The sequence below is a fragment of the Microbulbifer taiwanensis genome (assembly GCF_014904815.1).
GTDB classification, from domain to species: Bacteria; Pseudomonadota; Gammaproteobacteria; order Pseudomonadales; family Cellvibrionaceae; genus Microbulbifer; species Microbulbifer taiwanensis.
This window is the reverse complement of sequence record NZ_JACZFR010000006.1, coordinates 196143-213262: the sequence shown is the minus strand read 5'-3', so window position 1 is coordinate 213262 and position 17120 is coordinate 196143. Positions and strand designations below refer to the sequence as shown.

Sequence of the window (17120 nt, the reverse complement as noted above, 5' to 3'; positions counted from 1 at the left end):
TGATGAAAACGGCACCGACTGCCCAGTCCCAAGCGTGGAAACCGATGACCGACAGAAAGCCGACAAGAAGTGAGATGAAGCGCCAGGCCATCCTGGACGCGGCCAAGCAGACCTTCCAGGAACTGGGCGTACAGGGCACCAGCATGGACGAACTGGCGGCACGGGCACAGGTGTCGAAGCGCACCGTCTACAACCATTTCGCCAGCAAGGAGGCGCTGGTGGTAGAGCTGATCGGCGAACTCTGGCAGCAGGCGACCTTGCTGCCGGAGGGCGCCTATGACCCGGAGACCGATCTGCAATCCCAGCTGTGCGCACTGATCGAGTCAGAGATAGAGACCATCTGCAGCCAGGAATATATCGAACTGAACCGGGTGGCTTTCGACCATTTCTTCCACCAACCCCAGGCATTGCGCGAGGAGCTGGAAAAATTCTCCGCTCTCGAGACCGGCATCAAGCGCTGGATCAAGGCCGCGCGCACCGACGATCGCCTGCAACCGCTGGAAGTGGAGATAGCTGCCAGCCAAATCCACAGCCTGATCAAGGGCAGTTGCTTCTGGCCGCAATTGATTCAGGTAGCGCCCATCCTGGACGCCACCGGGCGGCACGCGCTCGCCGAACGCACCGCGGCCATGTTTCTGAGCCACTACCAGTCCCGATAGGCAGGCCTGAATGAGCCATGCCCCTGGACTTGCGGGGTGATAGAATCGCGCCATGAAACACCCCCTGCTCCCGGAAAGACCTCTGTGCATATCCCCCACTCTGGCCGCCACCCTCGGCCTGGAGGAGGCGGTATTGCTGACCGCGCTCGCAGACCTGCTGCCCTTCCTGCCGCTGGAGCCCCACCCCGGGCGCGACTGGTACACGGCCGACGGCGGGCAACTGCAACAGCTGTTGCCTTTCTGGCAACCGACGGATATCCAGCGGGTAGCCACCAGCCTGCGCAACCAGGGCGCCCTGCTGCTGGGCGCGGCGCCCTACGGCAGCAGCGAGATTCTCAAGTTCGCCCTGCCCGGCGAGCACAGCCGCCCGCAGCAGACGCCCCAGGCGCCGACTGCGCGCAGTGCCAACACCATCTCTCCCGGCTGGCAGCCGGACGCCGAGACAATGGCGCGTATCGCCCAGTTGGGCGTGCCCGAGCATTTTGTGCGCGAGCAGCTGCCGGAATTCGTCACCTACTGGCGCGAGCGCGGCGAGCCCCGCCACTCCTTTGGCTCCCTGTTCCTGAAGCAGGTGAAGAGCAAGTGGGAAGCCTTCCGGGCCACCGCACAGCGCAAGCAGCCGCTGGCGCATGACTGGCGCCCGAACGAAGACACACTGCGCAAGCTGTCCGATGAAGGCGTGCCCAGTACCTTTGTACAGCGCGGCCTGCAGCGTTTCGTCGACTACCACCGCTACAGCGGCAAGCAGTCCATCTCCTGGGACCTGGAGTTCAACGACTGGGTGATGGAGGACTGGGAAAAGCAGGACGCCCCCTTTATCGAGAAGCGCAAACCCACCGCCATGACCCGCGACTGGCAGCCCAGTGAGCCCACCTGGGAGCAGCTCAGGCGCCTGGCGATCAATCCCAACTTCGCCGCCGAGTTGCTGCCGGAATTTATCTACAAATGGCTCGAGCGCGGCGGCCACAGTGCGCGCTGGGGCGAACTGTTTATCGAGTATGCGCGCGAGGAGTGGGCCTACTACTGCCAGGGCATCGAGAAGAACCCGGTGGCCAAGCCCATTGGGCGCAACTGGCAGCCGGGTGGCGACTGCTTGAGTCACCTGGTCAACCAGTGTGAAATAGACAGGGATTTCGCCCTCTCCCTGGTACCGGAATTCATCATCTACTGGCGCGGCCAGAACGCCGCGCGCAAGAGCTGGGACGCCGTCTTCGTGCGTCACGCGCGCCACCAGTGGGCGGAGCGCAATAAGCTGGCAATAGGACAATCCAATGGCAAGTCGCAACATACCAACACAGACAACCAGCGCAGCGATAGGCAGAGGACAAGGGACAGATCCGTCCTCGACATCGTCACGGACACAGACTGGTAGCGGGGAAGCGAACGAGCAGCTCAATGAAAAGAAGCGCGCGCTCAATGAAGTCTTCGGCCTGCTCAAACTCAGCTACCACAATCAGTTCAACTCGGCATTCCCCGACACCGAGACCCTGAACCTCGCCAAACGCCTGTGGCTGGAATCCCTGGGCGCTTTTAGCGCGGCGGAGATAGTCGCGGGCGCCAAACGCGCCATCAAGCAGAGCGAGTACCTGCCCACGGTGCACAAGATGCTGCAACTGTGCGCCGCCGGCGACAACGGCCTGCCCGACGCCCGCGCCGCCTACCGCGAGGCCTGCAACGCCTCGAGCCCCAAGGCCAATTTCAACTGGAGCCACCCCGCCGTCTACCACGCCGGGCGCGAATCCAACTGGTTCTTCCTCGCCAACAACGCCGAGTCGGTGGCCTACCCGGTGTTCGCCGAGCACTACCGCAAGATCTGTGCGCGGGTTCTGGAGGGCGAGAAGCTGCCTCTGCCTGCGCAGCTGCAACTGGAAGAGAAGCCGGGAACACCGCTGTCGAAAGAAGAGAATGCGCAGAAGATGGCAGCACTGCGGGCCAAGCTCGATATTTAATACTTAACTGTAGGCGCGGCGGGGCGGCCATGCGCGCCTGTAAAAATTACCCAACCAAAGTAGTAACGAACAAGGCAGTAAAAGAATAATTCACCCCAACCCAGCAGGTAACGCCATGAACCGGCCACACTTTCTGCTAGCGGTACCCCTCCTCACCACCTGTGTCCAGGCACAGGCCGACTTCTACTCGCACAAATACGGCGGTATCGCCTACAGCGATATGCAACTGCAGGATTTCTGCAGCGGCGCCGCGGAATTTGTACAGAGCCTCAATCTGCCCCAGCAGACGGCCAGCTCCAGTGGCTGCGGCGAGCGTGGCGACGGCTGGAAAATCTATGGCGGCTGGCGCTGGACACCGCACCTGGCGGTGGAGGCCAGTTACCATCAGCTGGCCAGCGCCGAACTGGATTTCCGCATTGACGCCGATAACGGTGAGTACCTGCAGTTCGAGGACGAGATAGAAACCCAGTTGATCAACGCCTTCGTCATCGGCCACTGGCCATTGGCGGAAGGACTCAGCCTGTTCGGCAAGCTGGGCGGCGGCGCCTGGAATTCGGAGTTGTCCGAGCGCCAGACCGGTGAACTGTTTTTTGTCTACCAGATCGGCGAAGAGGCGTTCGAGGAGCGCCTGACGGAAGTCAGCGGCAAGGCCACCGAAGTTCATAACGGATTTCATTGGGGATATGGGTTTGGTCTCAGCTACCGCTACCGGAATTCGTGGACGCTGCGGGCTGAGTGGGAGAGTTTCTCCGAGGTGGGCAGTGAGGATTTTCGCGGTGGGTTTGATGTAGAGGCGGCGTCGCTGGGGTGGAGTATGCATTTTTAAATCGATACATATCGCGGCCATGGGCCGCTCCTACAGAGTAGAAATCAAACATCTGTAGGAGCGGCCCATGGCCGCGATCAATCTTGCAGGGAAGCAAATGGCTCAGTACAAACCGGGACACCAGGCCCTGCGCCAGGGCAGAGCCTCAATACGAAATCAGATATATCTGGTCACCAGCACCACCCGAAAACGGAAACCTCTTTTCTCAGAGTGGCAGTTTGCGCACACAGCTTGTCGTTGTTTCGAAGATCCAAAGTTATTAAAGGATGCAACGATGCTTTCCTGGGTGTTGATGCCGGATCATGCCCATTGGCTGATTCAGCTAGGAAAACAGCTGGAGCTGAGCGAACTGGTAATGCGTATTAAATCCGCGACTGCTCGCGAAATTAACCACACGAATACTATCAAAGAGCCGGTCTGGGACAGGGGATTTCACGATCGTGCACTGCGGCAGGATGAAGATATACCAGCTGCGGCGCGATATATCGTAGCCAATCCCCTGCGGGCAGGATTGGTGGGCAAGATAGGGAATTATTCGTTTTGGAATGCCGTCTGGTTGTAAACTGATAGACCGATCGCGGCCATGGGCCGCTCCTTGTATGTTTAGATCCGACGAACTGATAGGGTTCTTCACCAGTTGCCGGGGAGGCCGTCCGCTCCTGGAGGCAGTATTAACTGACCTCGTCTGTAGAGTGGCTCCCCGCCTCATTGCTGACCTCGAAGAGTATCGGGAAGCCAGCAAGACTGGACTTCGCATCGCAAGGTCGAGGCCGCATCAAGTGCGAGGTCGGGGAACCGGTGGCTATTGTGACGCAAAGCCTGCCGGGAGTGGAAGTTGATGAGTGTGTTTGTTGGTGTGGATATTGCGGCCAAGTCCTTTGATTTGGTCAGCAGGGTAGAAGAAAAATCCTCTAAGGCCGAGCGGTTTAGCCAAACATCCCAAGGACATGCCAAGGCCATCAAGCGACTCAAGGCACTCAAACCCTCAGTCATCGTCATAGAGGCTACCGGGATCTACTACCTGGACCTTGCGGTAGCTCTGGTCAAAGCTGATTTGCCGGTCTCGGTAATAAACCCCAAAAGCTTCCGCCACTTTGCAGAATTGAAGTTGGCTGGCAGTAAAACGGATGGCGTGGATGCTACGCTGCTGGCCGAGTACGGCGAACGCATGAGCCCGAGGCTTTGGACACCGCCGAGTGAAGAGCGGTTAGCCCTGCGTGATATCGGTAGGCAGATAAACCGTTTAACCGCCACCAAGACACAGGCCAAGAACCGTCTGCACGCCCTTCAGTCGAAGCGTGCAACGATGCCATTGCTGATCGAGGATGAGCAGGAAGGAATCGCGCTACTGGACCGCAGGATCAAACGGCTCAGCCAGGCAGCTCTAGAGCTTATTGCCGGCTGTGGAGAGCTTTCGACGCACTTGGCCAACATAGGCGCCGCGAAAGGGATTGGGGAGGCCACAGCGATCGCAGTTTTGGCTGAACTCTGTGTGCTTCCCGCTAGCTTGAAGGCACCCCAGGTGAGCCGCCACGCAGGGCTGGATGTAAGGCTGACCCAATCCGGCACCAGCGTGAACAGGCCGGCACGCCTGAGTAAGTCAGGTAATGCCTACCTGCGAGCCGCGCTGTATATGCCGGCTATGAGTGCAGCGCGACATGACCCAAGAGCAAAAGCCTTCTACGAGTCCTTGGTAGCTAGAGGGAAGAAGAAGATACAAGCCCAGTGTGCTGTGATGCGAAAATATCTCACTGGCATCTGGGCCTGTATGAAGACCGGATCAGCGTTCGACTCTACGTTGCTATTCAGCGAAGAGCATAAGAACGCTTGACCCGAAACAGAGTATCTACAGGTGCCAGAACCTACCTTTTGTAGGAGCGGCCCATGGCCGCGATCAGTGTATCGCCTACTGCAACTCCAACTTCCCGGCAATATCCCCCCAGGAAACCAACTTAAAGTTCTGCGCCTCACTGGGCAGCCGGTTGCGCCCATCCTGCACTATCAACAGCCCCTCCGGGTAATCCGCACCCAATGCCGCACTGGTAACCTCGAGACCGTCGGTCTCCGAACTGCCGTCGATACCCTGGTCCAGATTCATATCCACACGGAAGTGGCCGACAAACTCGGAACCGTCGCGGCTGAACAGCGTATAGCTGTTGTTGCCCTGACTGGAAACCACCAGGTAGCTGTTGTCACCGTTCAGGTAGAGACCCATGCCCTCCACGTCGGCCACCAGTCTTTCCTCGTCCACCGCGGCCACCAGCTGCGGCTTGCCTTCGCCGGCCACGAATGCGGTTATGTCCAGACGCCAGACGCCGGCGTCCTCCTCACCGAAGAACAGGGTTTCGCGCTCGTCGTCGGCGACACAGCCCTCGACCTGACTCTCCACCGGCAGGCTGGCCCGGTTGCGCAGCTGCCATTCACGGGGATTATCACCGAGTAGAATTTCGGCCAGGTGCAGGCCGCCCTCCTTGTCGGAGATCCACACGAACTGCTTGCCCTCCTGCTGGTACATACACAGGCCGTAGGGATCCTGCAGGTCCATCTCGCGCAAACCGAGACTCTCGACTTCACCGCTGTCGGTGATACCGAACAGGCTGACGCCCGGGGTAGTGCGGTTGGAGGCAGCGGCCAGTGCAGCGTACTGCGGGTGCTCGACGCTGCGCAGATCGACATTGTTGACGCGGCCCACCGGAAACTGCCGCAACAGTTTTCCATCCAGGGGGAAGATATCCAGACCGCCCTTCTTGTCGGTGCCGAGAACCAGGCTGACGGCGACATTGTCCGGATTGACCCAGATGGCCGGGTCGTCGGCGGCACCGCCGCCGGAGACGACGGGCTGTGTCTGTGCCCGCGCGGCCACGCGGGGAATTTCGCTTCGCGCACGCAGAGCCTGGGTTTCCGCAGCCGGCGGCGGCAGATCGGCGGAAAACTGGCGGATGCTGTTACTCTCTTCCTCCAGCACCAGCAGCGCACCCCCCTGCAATACGGCGGAGACAGGTTCCATGTCGTAGAGGGCGCGAGCGAAAACCGCTTCGGCCCGGGGTAGTTTCAGGTTGTAGGCCCTGACCTCGTCACCGGAGGTCAGCCACAGGTGGCCTGCGGTGCTGTCGATCCAGAAGCCGCCGAAATTCTCGCCCAGCTTGTCTGCGGCGACAAATACACGGCGCTCCTCGTCTTTTTCCGCATCCGCATTCAGGCTCCAGATGCCCAGCGGTGGCTGCGACACCAGCAGCTGTTGCTGCAGCGCATCCACAGCGCAGGCGTTCACCTGCTCCCCGAAATGCAGCTGGCGCACTTCACTGAAGGCCCAGGCCTGGTCGCGCGGGTGCACCACATATTCATGGCCGAGGCCTGTCTCGTCGATGGCGAACAGGTGTGTGCGGCCATTCTGGCGGGAAAAGCACAGCGCAGCCTGGGGCGCAGCGCTCGCTACGGCGCCAAGGTATTTCAGGCCCGGCGCACCGCTGGCCGTGTCAGTTTGCACAGCGCGCAGCTGTATCTCCGCGCTCTCCTCGTCGTAGGCGGCCACCAGCCACTGATCGTCGCCCTGCGCCTGCAGCGCAAAGCGCTCGACACTGCCGCCGTCCAGGGCAGCGGCTTCACTGCCGTTTTCATCGATCAATACCAGTCCGCGCTCCTCACTGGCCAGCAACAGATAGTTTTTATCGGCCAGGGTCAGCGGCGCCAGCTGGCTGGAAACAACACCATTGAGGGAAATGGACTGCTGCGATTTCAGCACTTCCGCCTGCTGTGCCGGGGATTCGGTGGTTGCGTCACACCCCGCCAGCAGACCAGCGACGGTCGCGGCGAGGCAAACTTTCAGGAATTTCTTTTGTGCCATTTTATTCACTTTTGCTTTGGGTCGGCATGTTTCGGGTATGACAAATTTACGCCACTTTTATTGCAAACAGATTGCCGCCCGAACATAACAGAAAAACCCGGCTCCCCAATGGGAACCGGGTTGGTACCGGCTAGGGGAAAGCCGGCGTCAGAAGGTGCTGTAGGTTAACCCCAGCATATAGGTAGTGCCGTACTCTTCGTACTGGCCGTTGAAGCCGGAGTTGTGTACGAAGAGGGGCTCGTCGGTCAGGTTGACGCCACTGAAGGTCAGCTGCAGGCCGTTGTCGAAACGGTACTTGACCGACAGGTCCACCTGCATATGATCGTCCTCGTAGCGGTCACCGGCCGCATCTTCCAGGTCCACTTCCAGCAGGCGCTCGCCCTTGAAGGTGGTGGACAGGCGCAGGCTCAGCGCATCGCGCTCATAGCCGACAATAAAGTTGCCCACCAGGTCCGCCTGGGACGGCAGGGAGATATCATCGCCTCGCTCTGCATCGGCACCCAGGCCCAGGCTCGCTTCGGAATCGGTGAAGGTAGCGTTGGCGCGCAGCAGCAGGCCGTTGTCGAAGCCCTGGGTCCAGGACAGTTCGGCACCGGTCAGGGTGGCGGTGTCGCCGTTGACCGGCTGCAGGATTTCCGCCTCGTCGACCGCCAGGCTACCCACATAGCGGGTGAAGTCCGCGGTGCTGGCCACGTCGGCGACCACGATAAAGTTGTCGATGCGCTTGTGGAAAACACCCAGGGAGAACATGCCCAGATTGTCCGCGTAGTACTCGGCGGAGAAATCCAGGTTCTGCGCCTCGTAGGGATCCAGCGCCGGGTTGCCCGCTTCGACTTCCAGCTCACCCTCGTCGTATTCGATCGCCGCCGGAGACGGGTTCAGGTGACCGAAGGACGGGCGGGACAGCGACTCGGTATAGGCCGCGCGCAGCACCACATTGTCGCTGTAGTCATATTTGAAGTTCACGCTCGGGAACAGCTTGCTGTAGTCGGTCTCGTAGTGCACTTCGGTCACGTAAACGTCTTCCGCCACCTCTTCGGCGCCGTCGACGGCGTCACCGGACTCCACCACGCTGTAACCATCGGCGGAGAATTCCGTGCTCTCGTAGCGCACACCGTAGACCAACTGGGCGCGGTCGAGATCGACACTGTTCATCACGTAGAACGCGGAAATATCCTCGTTCATCACATAGTCGCGCGCAGAACCGAGGGCCGTCTCGGTTTCATCCACGTCGAAGCTGGACAGGTTGGCATTGATAAAGCGGTTCAGCGCGCCCTTGTTGATACCGGGACCGAAGGCGCCGAGGCCGTAGTCGACATTGTTCATGGCGAAGTCGGCCAGGGTGTAGTCGTCACCGAAGCCGTCGTAGGTGGTGGCATTCAGGTCGCCGGATTTCTCGCGACGGCGCTCGTGCAGGCCGAACTTCAGCTCAGACGGGTTGCCGGCAACCTGGATCTCGCGGCTGATATCGATACGGAAGCTGACTTCTTCGTCTTCGGTGAAGTTGTCTTCGATCACCAGTTCGTCCAGCTCGTAGTTGGCGGCATCCAGGGCGGCCGCGGCATCGCCGGCGCCGACGGCAAGCTGCGGTTGCTCACCGGCCCTGGTGTAGCCCAGTTGCAGCCCCTCCTGTACGAAGGCGGTGTCGCGGCGGTGCGGCTCCGCCTCTTCCGCGTGGGAATAGCCCAGCGCGTAGTCGATACCCCACAGATCCAGGTCGTGTTCGCCACCAAAGACCAGGGACAGGATTTCCTGTTCTTCCCGGCGATCTTTCAGGGACTTGTCCAGCGCGGCGTCTTCCCACACCGCGGAGTTGGCGCTGATAGTGGCCGGATCATCGTTCTCTTCATCCAGCTTCCAGGAATTGCGCTGGCGCTCTTCCGCATCGGAAAAATCGGAGTAGAGGCTGTGCAGGTACAGCTGGCTGGTCTCGCTCAGGCGCAGGTCGAAATTGGCGGCCAGGCCGGTGCGCTCGCGGGTAATGGTGTAGTCGCGCTGCTCGATTTCAGCGGCACCGAAGGCCTCGCTGCCGTCTTCCGCAGTGAATTCTTCCCAGGTACCGTCGGTTTCCACATTCTCGGAACCGAAATTGCGCTCCTGGTGGCTGGCAGCGATGGCGACGCCCAGCTCGCGGCCGCCCTCCAGCTCAAACACATTGGTAAAGGTACCGGCCAGCTTGGGGCTGTTCTCTTCCTGCAGCTCGCTGTAACTGTTCTCGGCGCTCAGCTTGAACTGCTGGCCGTCGTGATCCAGGGCATTCAGGCTCTTGATCTCGATGGCGCCACCGATGGAGTCGGCGCTCATGTCCGGCGTCAGGGTCTTGAAGACTTCCAGGCTGGCGAGCAGATCGGACGGGATCACATCCAGGGCCACGGCGCGGCTGTCGGTTTCCGGCGCAGGCAGGCTCATGCCATTGATGGTGGAGGCGTTGAGGTTGGGGTCGATACCGCGCACCCCGACAAAGCGACCCTCGCCCTGGTCGCGGGCAATAAACACACCGGGCATACGCTGCAGGGCTTCGGTGACGTTGGCGTCCGGCAATTCGCCGATGGCGTCGGAAGTCTGTACCGCAACCACCTTGTTGGATCTGCGCTGGCGCTCTATATCACTGCTCGCGTTGGCGGCCTGGGCAGTTACCGTGATGGTTTCCATCAGCTGGTCGCCCATTTTCGATTCCCCCTGCTGGGCGGCCGCATTGACCGAGAGAACGGCAGCGGCCACGGCCGTCAGCGGCATGGCGAGCAGGCGCGATTGCATGGTCTTGATGTACATAGTGTCCCCGTTTGCGTTTATGGCGGTTGTTTTAATGGGGCGCAGGCTAGTCAGTGGTTGTGAATATTGCGTTACGCTTTTTTTAAATTTGTCATATCCGTGCCATAACATGGGAGTCAATCCGACCGACGTCAGCCACGGAGCTGGAGAACCCGATGAGTAACGAGCTGAAAAATCCCGCCCGCCGCACCCTGTTCAAGGCAATAGGCGCAGCGACCGCCGCCGGCGCCACAGCCAGCCTGCTGCCCGGCTGCGGAAATGACCCGAGAGACGGCGAAGAAAATCTCGGCTTTGCGGAGATCCCCCACGCCCTGGATGACCAACATCACCTGCCAGCGGATTACAGCGCCGATGTACTGTTGCGCTGGGGCGACCCAATCATTGCCGGAGCTGGCCCCTTCGATCCCGCGACCCTGACCGCTGCCGAGCAGGAGCGGCGCTTCGGCTACAACAACGACTTTATTGCCTTTATGCCACTGGACAGTGAGGCCGCCCCCGGCGAGGGAGAGCGCCACAGCCAGAGCCGCAGTAGCGAGCGCGGCCTGCTGTGCGTCAACCACGAGTACACCCAACCGCACCTGATGTTCTCCGGCTACAACGACGAATACAGCGCCACCCGCGGCGTCTCGGCCTCCCATGTGGCGATCGAGCAGGCGGCCTGCGGCCACGCGATAGTGGAAGTAGAGAAAACTGCCAACGGTTGGCAGCCGATACTGGAGAGCCCCTACAACCGGCGTATCACCCTGAATACCGCCATGGATATTGTCGGCCCCGCCGCCGGCGACCGCCGCCTGCAGACCAGCGCAGACCCTTCCGGCCAACGGGTATTCGGCACCGTCGGCAACTGCGCCGGCGGCAAGACGCCCTGGGGCACGGTACTGATCGCCGAGGAGGGCTTCGGCGGCGCCTTCCAGGGCGACCCGGACAATATCGCCGATCCGCTGGAGGCAAAAAATCATCACGCCTTTGGCATTGCGCCCGACAACCGCAACTGGGGCGACCACGACCATCGCTTCGATATAGGCGTGGAGCCGAACGAACCCAATCGCTTCGGCTGGATGGTGGAGTTCGATCCCTACGACCCGACTTCGCGCCCGCGCAAGCTCACCAATCTGGGTCGCTTCGAACACGAGGGTTTCACTCTGGTCAGCAAACCCGACCAGCCCATCGTCGCCTACGGCGGCGCCGACGACGAACACCAGTTCGTCTACCGCTATGTTTCCAAAAACACCTACAGACCGGAGGCATACGCCCACAACCGCGATCTGCTGACAGAGGGCACTCTCTTTGCGGCACGCTTCGACGAGGACGGCAGCGGCCGCTGGCTACCGCTGGTATTCGGCGAAGGCCCGCTGACCGGGGATAACGGCTTCCGCAATCAAGCGGATGTGATGATCGACGTGCGCCGCGCCGCCGCCCTGCTCGGAGCCACCCCCATGGATCGCCCGGAAGATGTGGAGACCAATCCGGTCAACGACTGCACCTACGTGATGCTGACCAAGAACAAGAAGCGCAAGGCCGACGACATCGACGCGGCCAACCCGCGCGCGCGCAATTCAATGGGCCATGTGCTGGAAATAGTACCGCCGGGCAAATACGGTGCGCGCGACCACGCCGCCGATACTTTTAAGTGGAATACCTTCCTATTGGGCGGCAACCCCAATGCGGAAAATCCCGCTGAGCGCGGCGCCTATGGTCAGCAGTCGCCGGGCGCCATCTCCGCCCACGGCTGGTTCGCCAACCCGGACAATGTCGCCTTCGACCCGGCCGGCAATATGTGGGTCGCCACGGACGGCTGCGAGAGCTTCGGGTTCCACGACGGTCTCTGGGCCATGGCCACCGAGGGCGAAATGCGCGCCGCACCCAGGCACTTTTTCGGCTGCCCCCAGGGGGCCGAGGTATGCGGGCCGGAATTCACCCCGGATGGCAAGACCCTGTTCGTGGCCGTGCAGCATCCGGCGGACGGTGGCGATTCCACCTTCGACAAGCCGATGCACCGCTGGCCAGACAACGACCCGGCGCTGCCGCCGCGACCGTCGGTGCTGGCCATCTATCGCGAAGACGGGAAACCGGTGGGAAGTTGACTCCAAATTGCCGCGAGCTCCCTATCCAGCCGATCACAGCGCTGATCATGCTTTGCATACCCTATACTTTCTTCGGCTTGGGCGGTTCAGGTAGGGGCTCGCCAAATGGTCCGCCACTCGAGTTCCACTGCCAACGCCTTATGCGGAACTCGACCTGCTGGCTCACACAGAGGGAGGACCAACCTATGGCAGACAAATCCAATTTCAGTACGGCTTCAGCAATACTGTTGCTCACAGCCCTTACCGGGTCATTCAACATCCTGGCGGACGCCGATAATCTGGGCCGCCTTGAGAATCAATACATGCGCTCACCCAGCTCCAATCTCGAAAACGTGATGCCGGCAAACCCCAGAGGGCAATCTTCTCTGCACCTGTCCCAGGCATCTGGTAGTGCAACCCAGGCTGCCGAACAGGAAATGTTGTCGGCCTTAAAGAGGTCGGGTGACACATTGGACATAGTGAGCAAACAATTACATTCGCGGGAGGCGTCGCCAAAGGTCCTCGAGCAGATTAGGAAGCTGCGCCGACTTCAGGACAGATTGGCTCGCGACTTCGCCCAGCAGGTCAGTAGAAACTCCAGCGCATCGAGATCTCAAGATGTCGCCCAGAAGTACACGCAGTATGTTCAGCTATCCACCCAACTCATGAGTGAACTGCAGAATACAGAACGCGATCTCGCTGTCGACTTGCAAAGCATGCGAAGTGACCTGGATAATCACTGGCAGGCATATAGCTCTACGCGCGACTAAGCACCCTGAATCGGGAAGTCGCCCATGGAATCATTAATTTGACAAAGTTGCGCCTTGTCGCCTTCAACAATCGCGAGGACGTAAAGCCGGTGGGAAGATGAATCGACGCGCCGTTGGTGGCTGCAGCGAATGGAGGTGGCCTGCTAAGATTTAATCATAGGCCACTGTCATCTTTCCCGCCGCCCAGGCCACTCTGTCGAGGACTGCCGATGATCTTCTGGCGCGCCTTTTTCACTAGTTTTCTCCCGCTCTTCGCAGTGGCCGTCGCCGCGGCCGCCTTTGCCTTCAGTCCGCAGTCGCGCGCCGAGATCACACTCAGGGGGACAGGCGCCAGTTTTCCCTACCCCATCTACACTCAGTGGTTCAGGGATTTTTCCGACCTTCACGAAAACGTTTTCATCTCCTATGAAATGACCGGCAGCGGCGCCGGCATCCGCGATTTTATCGGCGAGACGATCGATTTCGCGGCATCCGATGCCGCGATGGACAAGGCCGAAATCTCCCTGGTCAAACGCGGCGCGGTTCTGCTGCCAATGACCGCCGGGGAGGTGGTGCTGGTCTACAACCTGCCGGGGGTGGATACGCTGAAACTCTCGCGCGAAGTGTACGCGGATATTTTCCGTGGCAAGATCAGCCACTGGGACCACCGCAAAATCGCCGCCGCCAACCCGACTGCGCAACTGCCGGACCTGGATATCACGGTAGTTCGTCGCTCTGATGCCTCCGGTACTTCATACATATTTACCGGTCACCTGAGCAGTATCAGCACGGACTTCAGGAAAAAGGTGGGCCAGGGCAGGACGCCGAACTGGCCCAGCCCCGACAATTTCAGGAAGGCGCCCGGCAACCAGGGGGTGGCCGCGCTGGTCAAGCAGACTCCGGGCGCGATTGGCTATGTGGAATACGGTTTCGCCAAACTGGTGGAGCTGCCGGTGGCGGAGCTGCAGAACCGGGCCGGCAATTTCGTGGCGCCGGGGGCGGAATCCGGAAGCGCCGCCCTGGAAAACGTCGAGTTCCCCGACGGCAAGCTGCCGGGCAGCGGCGCCCCCAACCTGGTGGCCTGGGAGTGGGATCCCGAGGGGGAAAACGCCTACCCGATCACCAGCTTTACCTGGCTGCTCCTCTACGCCGAGCAGGACGATAAAAAGGCGGCGGCCCTGCGCCAGCTGGTGAGCTATATGTTGAGCGATGAAGCCCAGGACCAGGCGGAAGACCTGGGCTATATCCCCCTGCCGGAAGAAGTCCGGGAAAAGGTTCGCGAAGCATCCCGATTCATTCGCTGATCTCTTCTGGCTGCGGGGAGGATTCCTGCTCCGCTATGCGGTTGCGTCCGCGCTTCTTCGCCAGGTACAGGGCGCGGTCGGCGTTGTGCAGCAGCTCGTCGATAAATTTCTCGTCGCGCCAGTAGGCGACACCGATACTGGCGGTAAACTGCAGTTGGCCCTGCGCCGTCTCTATCCTGATCTCTTCGATTTCCCGCTGCAGGCGCTGCGCCGACTCCAGGGCACCCTGGCGCGGTTCGGCCAGCAGCAGGGCGAACTCCTCACCGCCGAGACGGCCAAAAACGTCGGTCTCGCGGATATGGCCGGCAACCGCATCGCTGAATGCGCGCAGGGCTTTATCCCCGACCGCGTGTCCATGTATATCGTTAATGGACTTGAAGTGATCGATATCGAGCATCAGCAGGCTCAGCGGCAGCGACTTTCTCTCCGCCAGCCTGAGCAGATGTTCCGACTCTGAAAAAAAGCTGCGGCGGTTGTAGATGCCGGTGAGAGGATCTGTTCTGGCCTCCTGTTCGGCCCTGGCTTTTGCCACTTCCAGTTCCCGGGTGCGCACCTTGACCTGCTGCTCCAGATCGGCCTTGGAAACTTCCAGCTGCTGGGTGTATTTGTGCTCCGCCAGTTCCTTCTGCGTGCGCAGCCGCTGCACCCGCACACCGATGGCCGCCATGATGGCCAGCATTTCACAGAAGGACGCCACCGGCGGCCAGTAGTAATTGATGAAATTGTGTTCCACATAGCCCAGATCCCGCATCGCCTGTACCACCAGGCCGAACACCAGCAGGCTCCAGGCCAGCGCAAATACGGCCGCCTCCCGGTAGCCCTGCTGCCAGCGGATAAAGGCGACAATCGCGATCAGCGGGTAGAGCAGCAGGGCGACGGTCATGGAGATCACCGACAGCGCGGTCAACTTCAACAGCGCACAGGCCAGCAGGAATACGGCGTTGGCGATCATAAACCGCAACAGGTAATCCAGCTTTGGGGTGTTTTTCCTGGAGTGCAGGAACATGCGTGAGAAAATCACCCCGCACAGGATGGTGACCGCACCACTGATCGACATATAGCTCCAGTGGAAGTTGTCGGTAACGAAGTACTGGTGGGTATAGCCCAGTATCGTGCACCACACTGTGATCTTGGAGATGGAATAGAAGGAGTAGAAATAAAAGATTCTGCCCCCGGTGGTGATGGCACTGACCAGCGCAAAGACCGACATCAGGAAGTAACCGCCGAGCAGAAAGGCGGTAATACTGGCCTCGACAGTGCCGGTGGCCCGCAGGGCATCCGGATCCCAGAGCCGCATACTCGGGAAGACAACACCCAGCTCATCGGAGCTGAAGCGGACCAGATATTCGGCCGTGCCGCCGGGCGGCAGCTTTACCTCGAATACAAAGCGGTTGTGGGGAATATCCCTGTGCTCGAAAGGCTCCGCCAGCGACAGGCGTGCGATGGGCCGGTAGGCTTCGGTGCCCGGGATATCCCTGCCGAAAGCCTCCATACCGATCAGTTGGTGATCGACATATTCGACATGCAACGTCAGGGAGGTATCGGCGCTATTCCTGAGGGTAAAGTGCGACCAGTAGGCGCCCGGCTGCAGACCGGTCGAGCCGGCACTGTCCAGTGGCCCGAATTCCCCCTGAGCAAAGGCCTCCTGGGCCATTTCGAGGTCCGCGGTCCCCTGTGCGTCGTGCCAGACCTCGGCGAGACCGGTCAATTTTCGACCGTCCTCTCCCGCATCCAGCTCTATCGGCGCCTGCGCCAGGCAGATCAGCGGCAATAAGAATATGACGGCCGTCACGGTTTTAATTACACTGTGGCACCCGCGCAGCGAGCGCCAGAAAGCGCGGGTTTTCGAGCCCCCGTGCCGGCTCCATGGATTTTTATGCATTTTAGTTGGGGATTGGCTGGGACCGGCGCTATTTATAAAGGTTCGGGAGCCTCTGAACAACTCCATGGCCTCTCCGGCCTTCAGAAACTCCCTGAATATGACACAGTAAATACAAGAAAAACGATAAAGCCGGGATAGTCCGCACTGTCCCCGAGTATGGCAGCGGCACCGCCATAAGAACGTTAAAGGATTACCACGAGCGACGCCCGCAGTATCGACGCGGGTGCGCGCCAATAATAAAGAAAGCACAGGAGGCGATGGTGCAATCCATAAATTTCAACCGGGTCAATTGGTATGCGAAGCGCGCGGCGGCCGCCTATCAGACGGAAGCGGATATCCGCGGGGTCTTTCCCGATACCACGCTGGTCACCACCACCAGCAACGACGTCCAGTTTTTTCTCGAGAGCGACGCTGAAAACCATCGCCAGATAGTCACCATTCGCGGCACCGCCAACTTCAGCAATGCCCGCGAGGACGCCGAGTATGTGCAGTCCAGGAACACCAGGCTCGGTATCTATGTACACAGCGGTTTCGATGAAGACGCCATGCAGGTGTTCGACACCCTGGCGCCCCGGCTGGACAAGTCGCAACCGATTATCCTGACCGGCCACTCCCTGGGTGCGGCCATCTCCACCCTGCTGATGATGTACCTGCACGAGGAGGGCTTCAGTCTTGGCGCCTCCATCAATTTCGGGCAGCCCAAGGTCACCAACCACAAAGGGGTGGAAAAGTACGCTTTCCTGCCGCTGTTGCGGGTGGTCGATGAAAACGACCTGGTCCCCCTGGTCCCGCCCAATGACCTGATCAATGCGATTCACGGCGGCTACCAGCACCTGGGGCCCGAGCTGATGCTGTTGGAGGGCGAGTACTACGTGTACCAGGATGCACACAAGGCCCATCGCTCGGGTATCGGCTCCTTCTGGAAAAACCTGGGCGACACCAGTATCAGTGCGCACTATATGGAACACTACCTGCACAATATCAATTCCAAGCTGGCCAGTGCGACTCAGATTGCCTACGAGCAGCGCGAAGAATATATCGATTGTTAACTCTTGGATCTTGGGGGACTGTA

General features: G+C 60.2%; 13 protein-coding genes. 10 read left to right on the top strand and 3 right to left on the bottom strand.

Features of this window, described 5'->3' with window-relative positions; all coding sequences use genetic code 11:
* Positions 1-44: 44 nt before the first annotated feature.
* The 6 genes from IG627_RS01760 (at position 45) to IG627_RS01735 (ending at position 5265) form a co-directional block, all read left to right on the top strand.
* The gene (locus tag IG627_RS01760; protein ID WP_193189401.1) at positions 45-659 is read left to right on the top strand and encodes a TetR/AcrR family transcriptional regulator; all 615 of its coding nucleotides are present in this window, start codon (positions 45-47) and stop codon (positions 657-659) included.
* Positions 660-711: 52 nt separating this feature from the next.
* Positions 712-2031 carry a DnaT-like ssDNA-binding domain-containing protein gene (locus IG627_RS01755; protein WP_193189400.1) on the top strand — a complete coding sequence of 440 codons (1320 nt, stop codon included), beginning with the start codon at positions 712-714 and terminating at the stop codon, positions 2029-2031.
* The gene (locus tag IG627_RS01750; protein ID WP_193189399.1) at positions 1931-2608 is read left to right on the top strand and encodes a replication protein P; all 678 of its coding nucleotides are present in this window, start codon (positions 1931-1933) and stop codon (positions 2606-2608) included. The genes IG627_RS01755 and IG627_RS01750 overlap by 101 nt, the downstream gene beginning before the upstream one ends.
* Positions 2609-2723: 115 nt before the next feature.
* The gene (locus IG627_RS01745) at positions 2724-3434 is read left to right on the top strand and encodes an outer membrane beta-barrel protein (protein WP_193189398.1); all 711 of its coding nucleotides are present in this window, start codon (positions 2724-2726) and stop codon (positions 3432-3434) included.
* 67 nt (positions 3435-3501) lie between these two features.
* Complete coding sequence (locus IG627_RS01740) at positions 3502-3996, top strand: REP-associated tyrosine transposase (protein WP_226864595.1); 495 nt, start codon at positions 3502-3504, stop codon at positions 3994-3996.
* A gap of 276 nt (positions 3997-4272) precedes the next feature.
* A complete protein-coding gene (locus IG627_RS01735; RefSeq protein WP_193189397.1) occupies positions 4273-5265 on the top strand; it encodes an IS110 family RNA-guided transposase in 993 nt (330 codons plus the stop codon).
* 75 nt (positions 5266-5340) lie between these two features.
* Here IG627_RS01735 and IG627_RS01730 read toward each other — a convergent pair whose 3' ends face one another.
* Positions 5341-7278, bottom strand: a complete 1938-nt coding sequence (locus IG627_RS01730; RefSeq protein ID WP_193189396.1) for a phytase — start codon at positions 7276-7278, stop codon at positions 5341-5343.
* A gap of 147 nt (positions 7279-7425) precedes the next feature.
* Positions 7426-10050 (bottom strand): TonB-dependent receptor, encoded by a 2625-nt coding sequence (locus IG627_RS01725; protein ID WP_193189395.1) that lies wholly within the window; start codon positions 10048-10050, stop codon positions 7426-7428.
* A 155-nt stretch (positions 10051-10205) separates the two neighbouring features.
* On the opposite strand from IG627_RS01725, the gene IG627_RS01720 reads away from it, so the two are divergent.
* The 3 genes from IG627_RS01720 (at position 10206) to pstS (ending at position 14166) form a co-directional block, all read left to right on the top strand.
* Positions 10206-12134 carry a PhoX family protein gene (locus IG627_RS01720; protein WP_193189394.1) on the top strand — a complete coding sequence of 643 codons (1929 nt, stop codon included), beginning with the start codon at positions 10206-10208 and terminating at the stop codon, positions 12132-12134.
* 185 nt (positions 12135-12319) lie between these two features.
* On the top strand, positions 12320-12883 hold the full coding sequence (locus IG627_RS01715; RefSeq protein WP_193189393.1) for a hypothetical protein: 564 nt from the start codon (positions 12320-12322) through the stop codon (positions 12881-12883).
* Positions 12884-13092: 209 nt separating this feature from the next.
* Positions 13093-14166 carry a phosphate ABC transporter substrate-binding protein PstS gene (gene pstS / locus IG627_RS01710; RefSeq protein WP_193189392.1) on the top strand — a complete coding sequence of 358 codons (1074 nt, stop codon included), beginning with the start codon at positions 13093-13095 and terminating at the stop codon, positions 14164-14166.
* Here the strand turns inward: pstS and IG627_RS01705 are convergent.
* Positions 14156-15958, bottom strand: a complete 1803-nt coding sequence (locus tag IG627_RS01705) for a sensor domain-containing diguanylate cyclase (RefSeq protein WP_319024468.1) — start codon at positions 15956-15958, stop codon at positions 14156-14158. The two genes, pstS and IG627_RS01705, sit on opposite strands and share 11 nt — an antisense overlap.
* A gap of 350 nt (positions 15959-16308) precedes the next feature.
* Here IG627_RS01705 and IG627_RS01700 point away from each other — a divergent pair, with 350 nt between their 5' ends.
* Complete coding sequence (locus IG627_RS01700; RefSeq protein ID WP_319024467.1) at positions 16309-17097, top strand: lipase family protein; 789 nt, start codon at positions 16309-16311, stop codon at positions 17095-17097.
* Positions 17098-17120 lie beyond the last annotated feature (23 nt).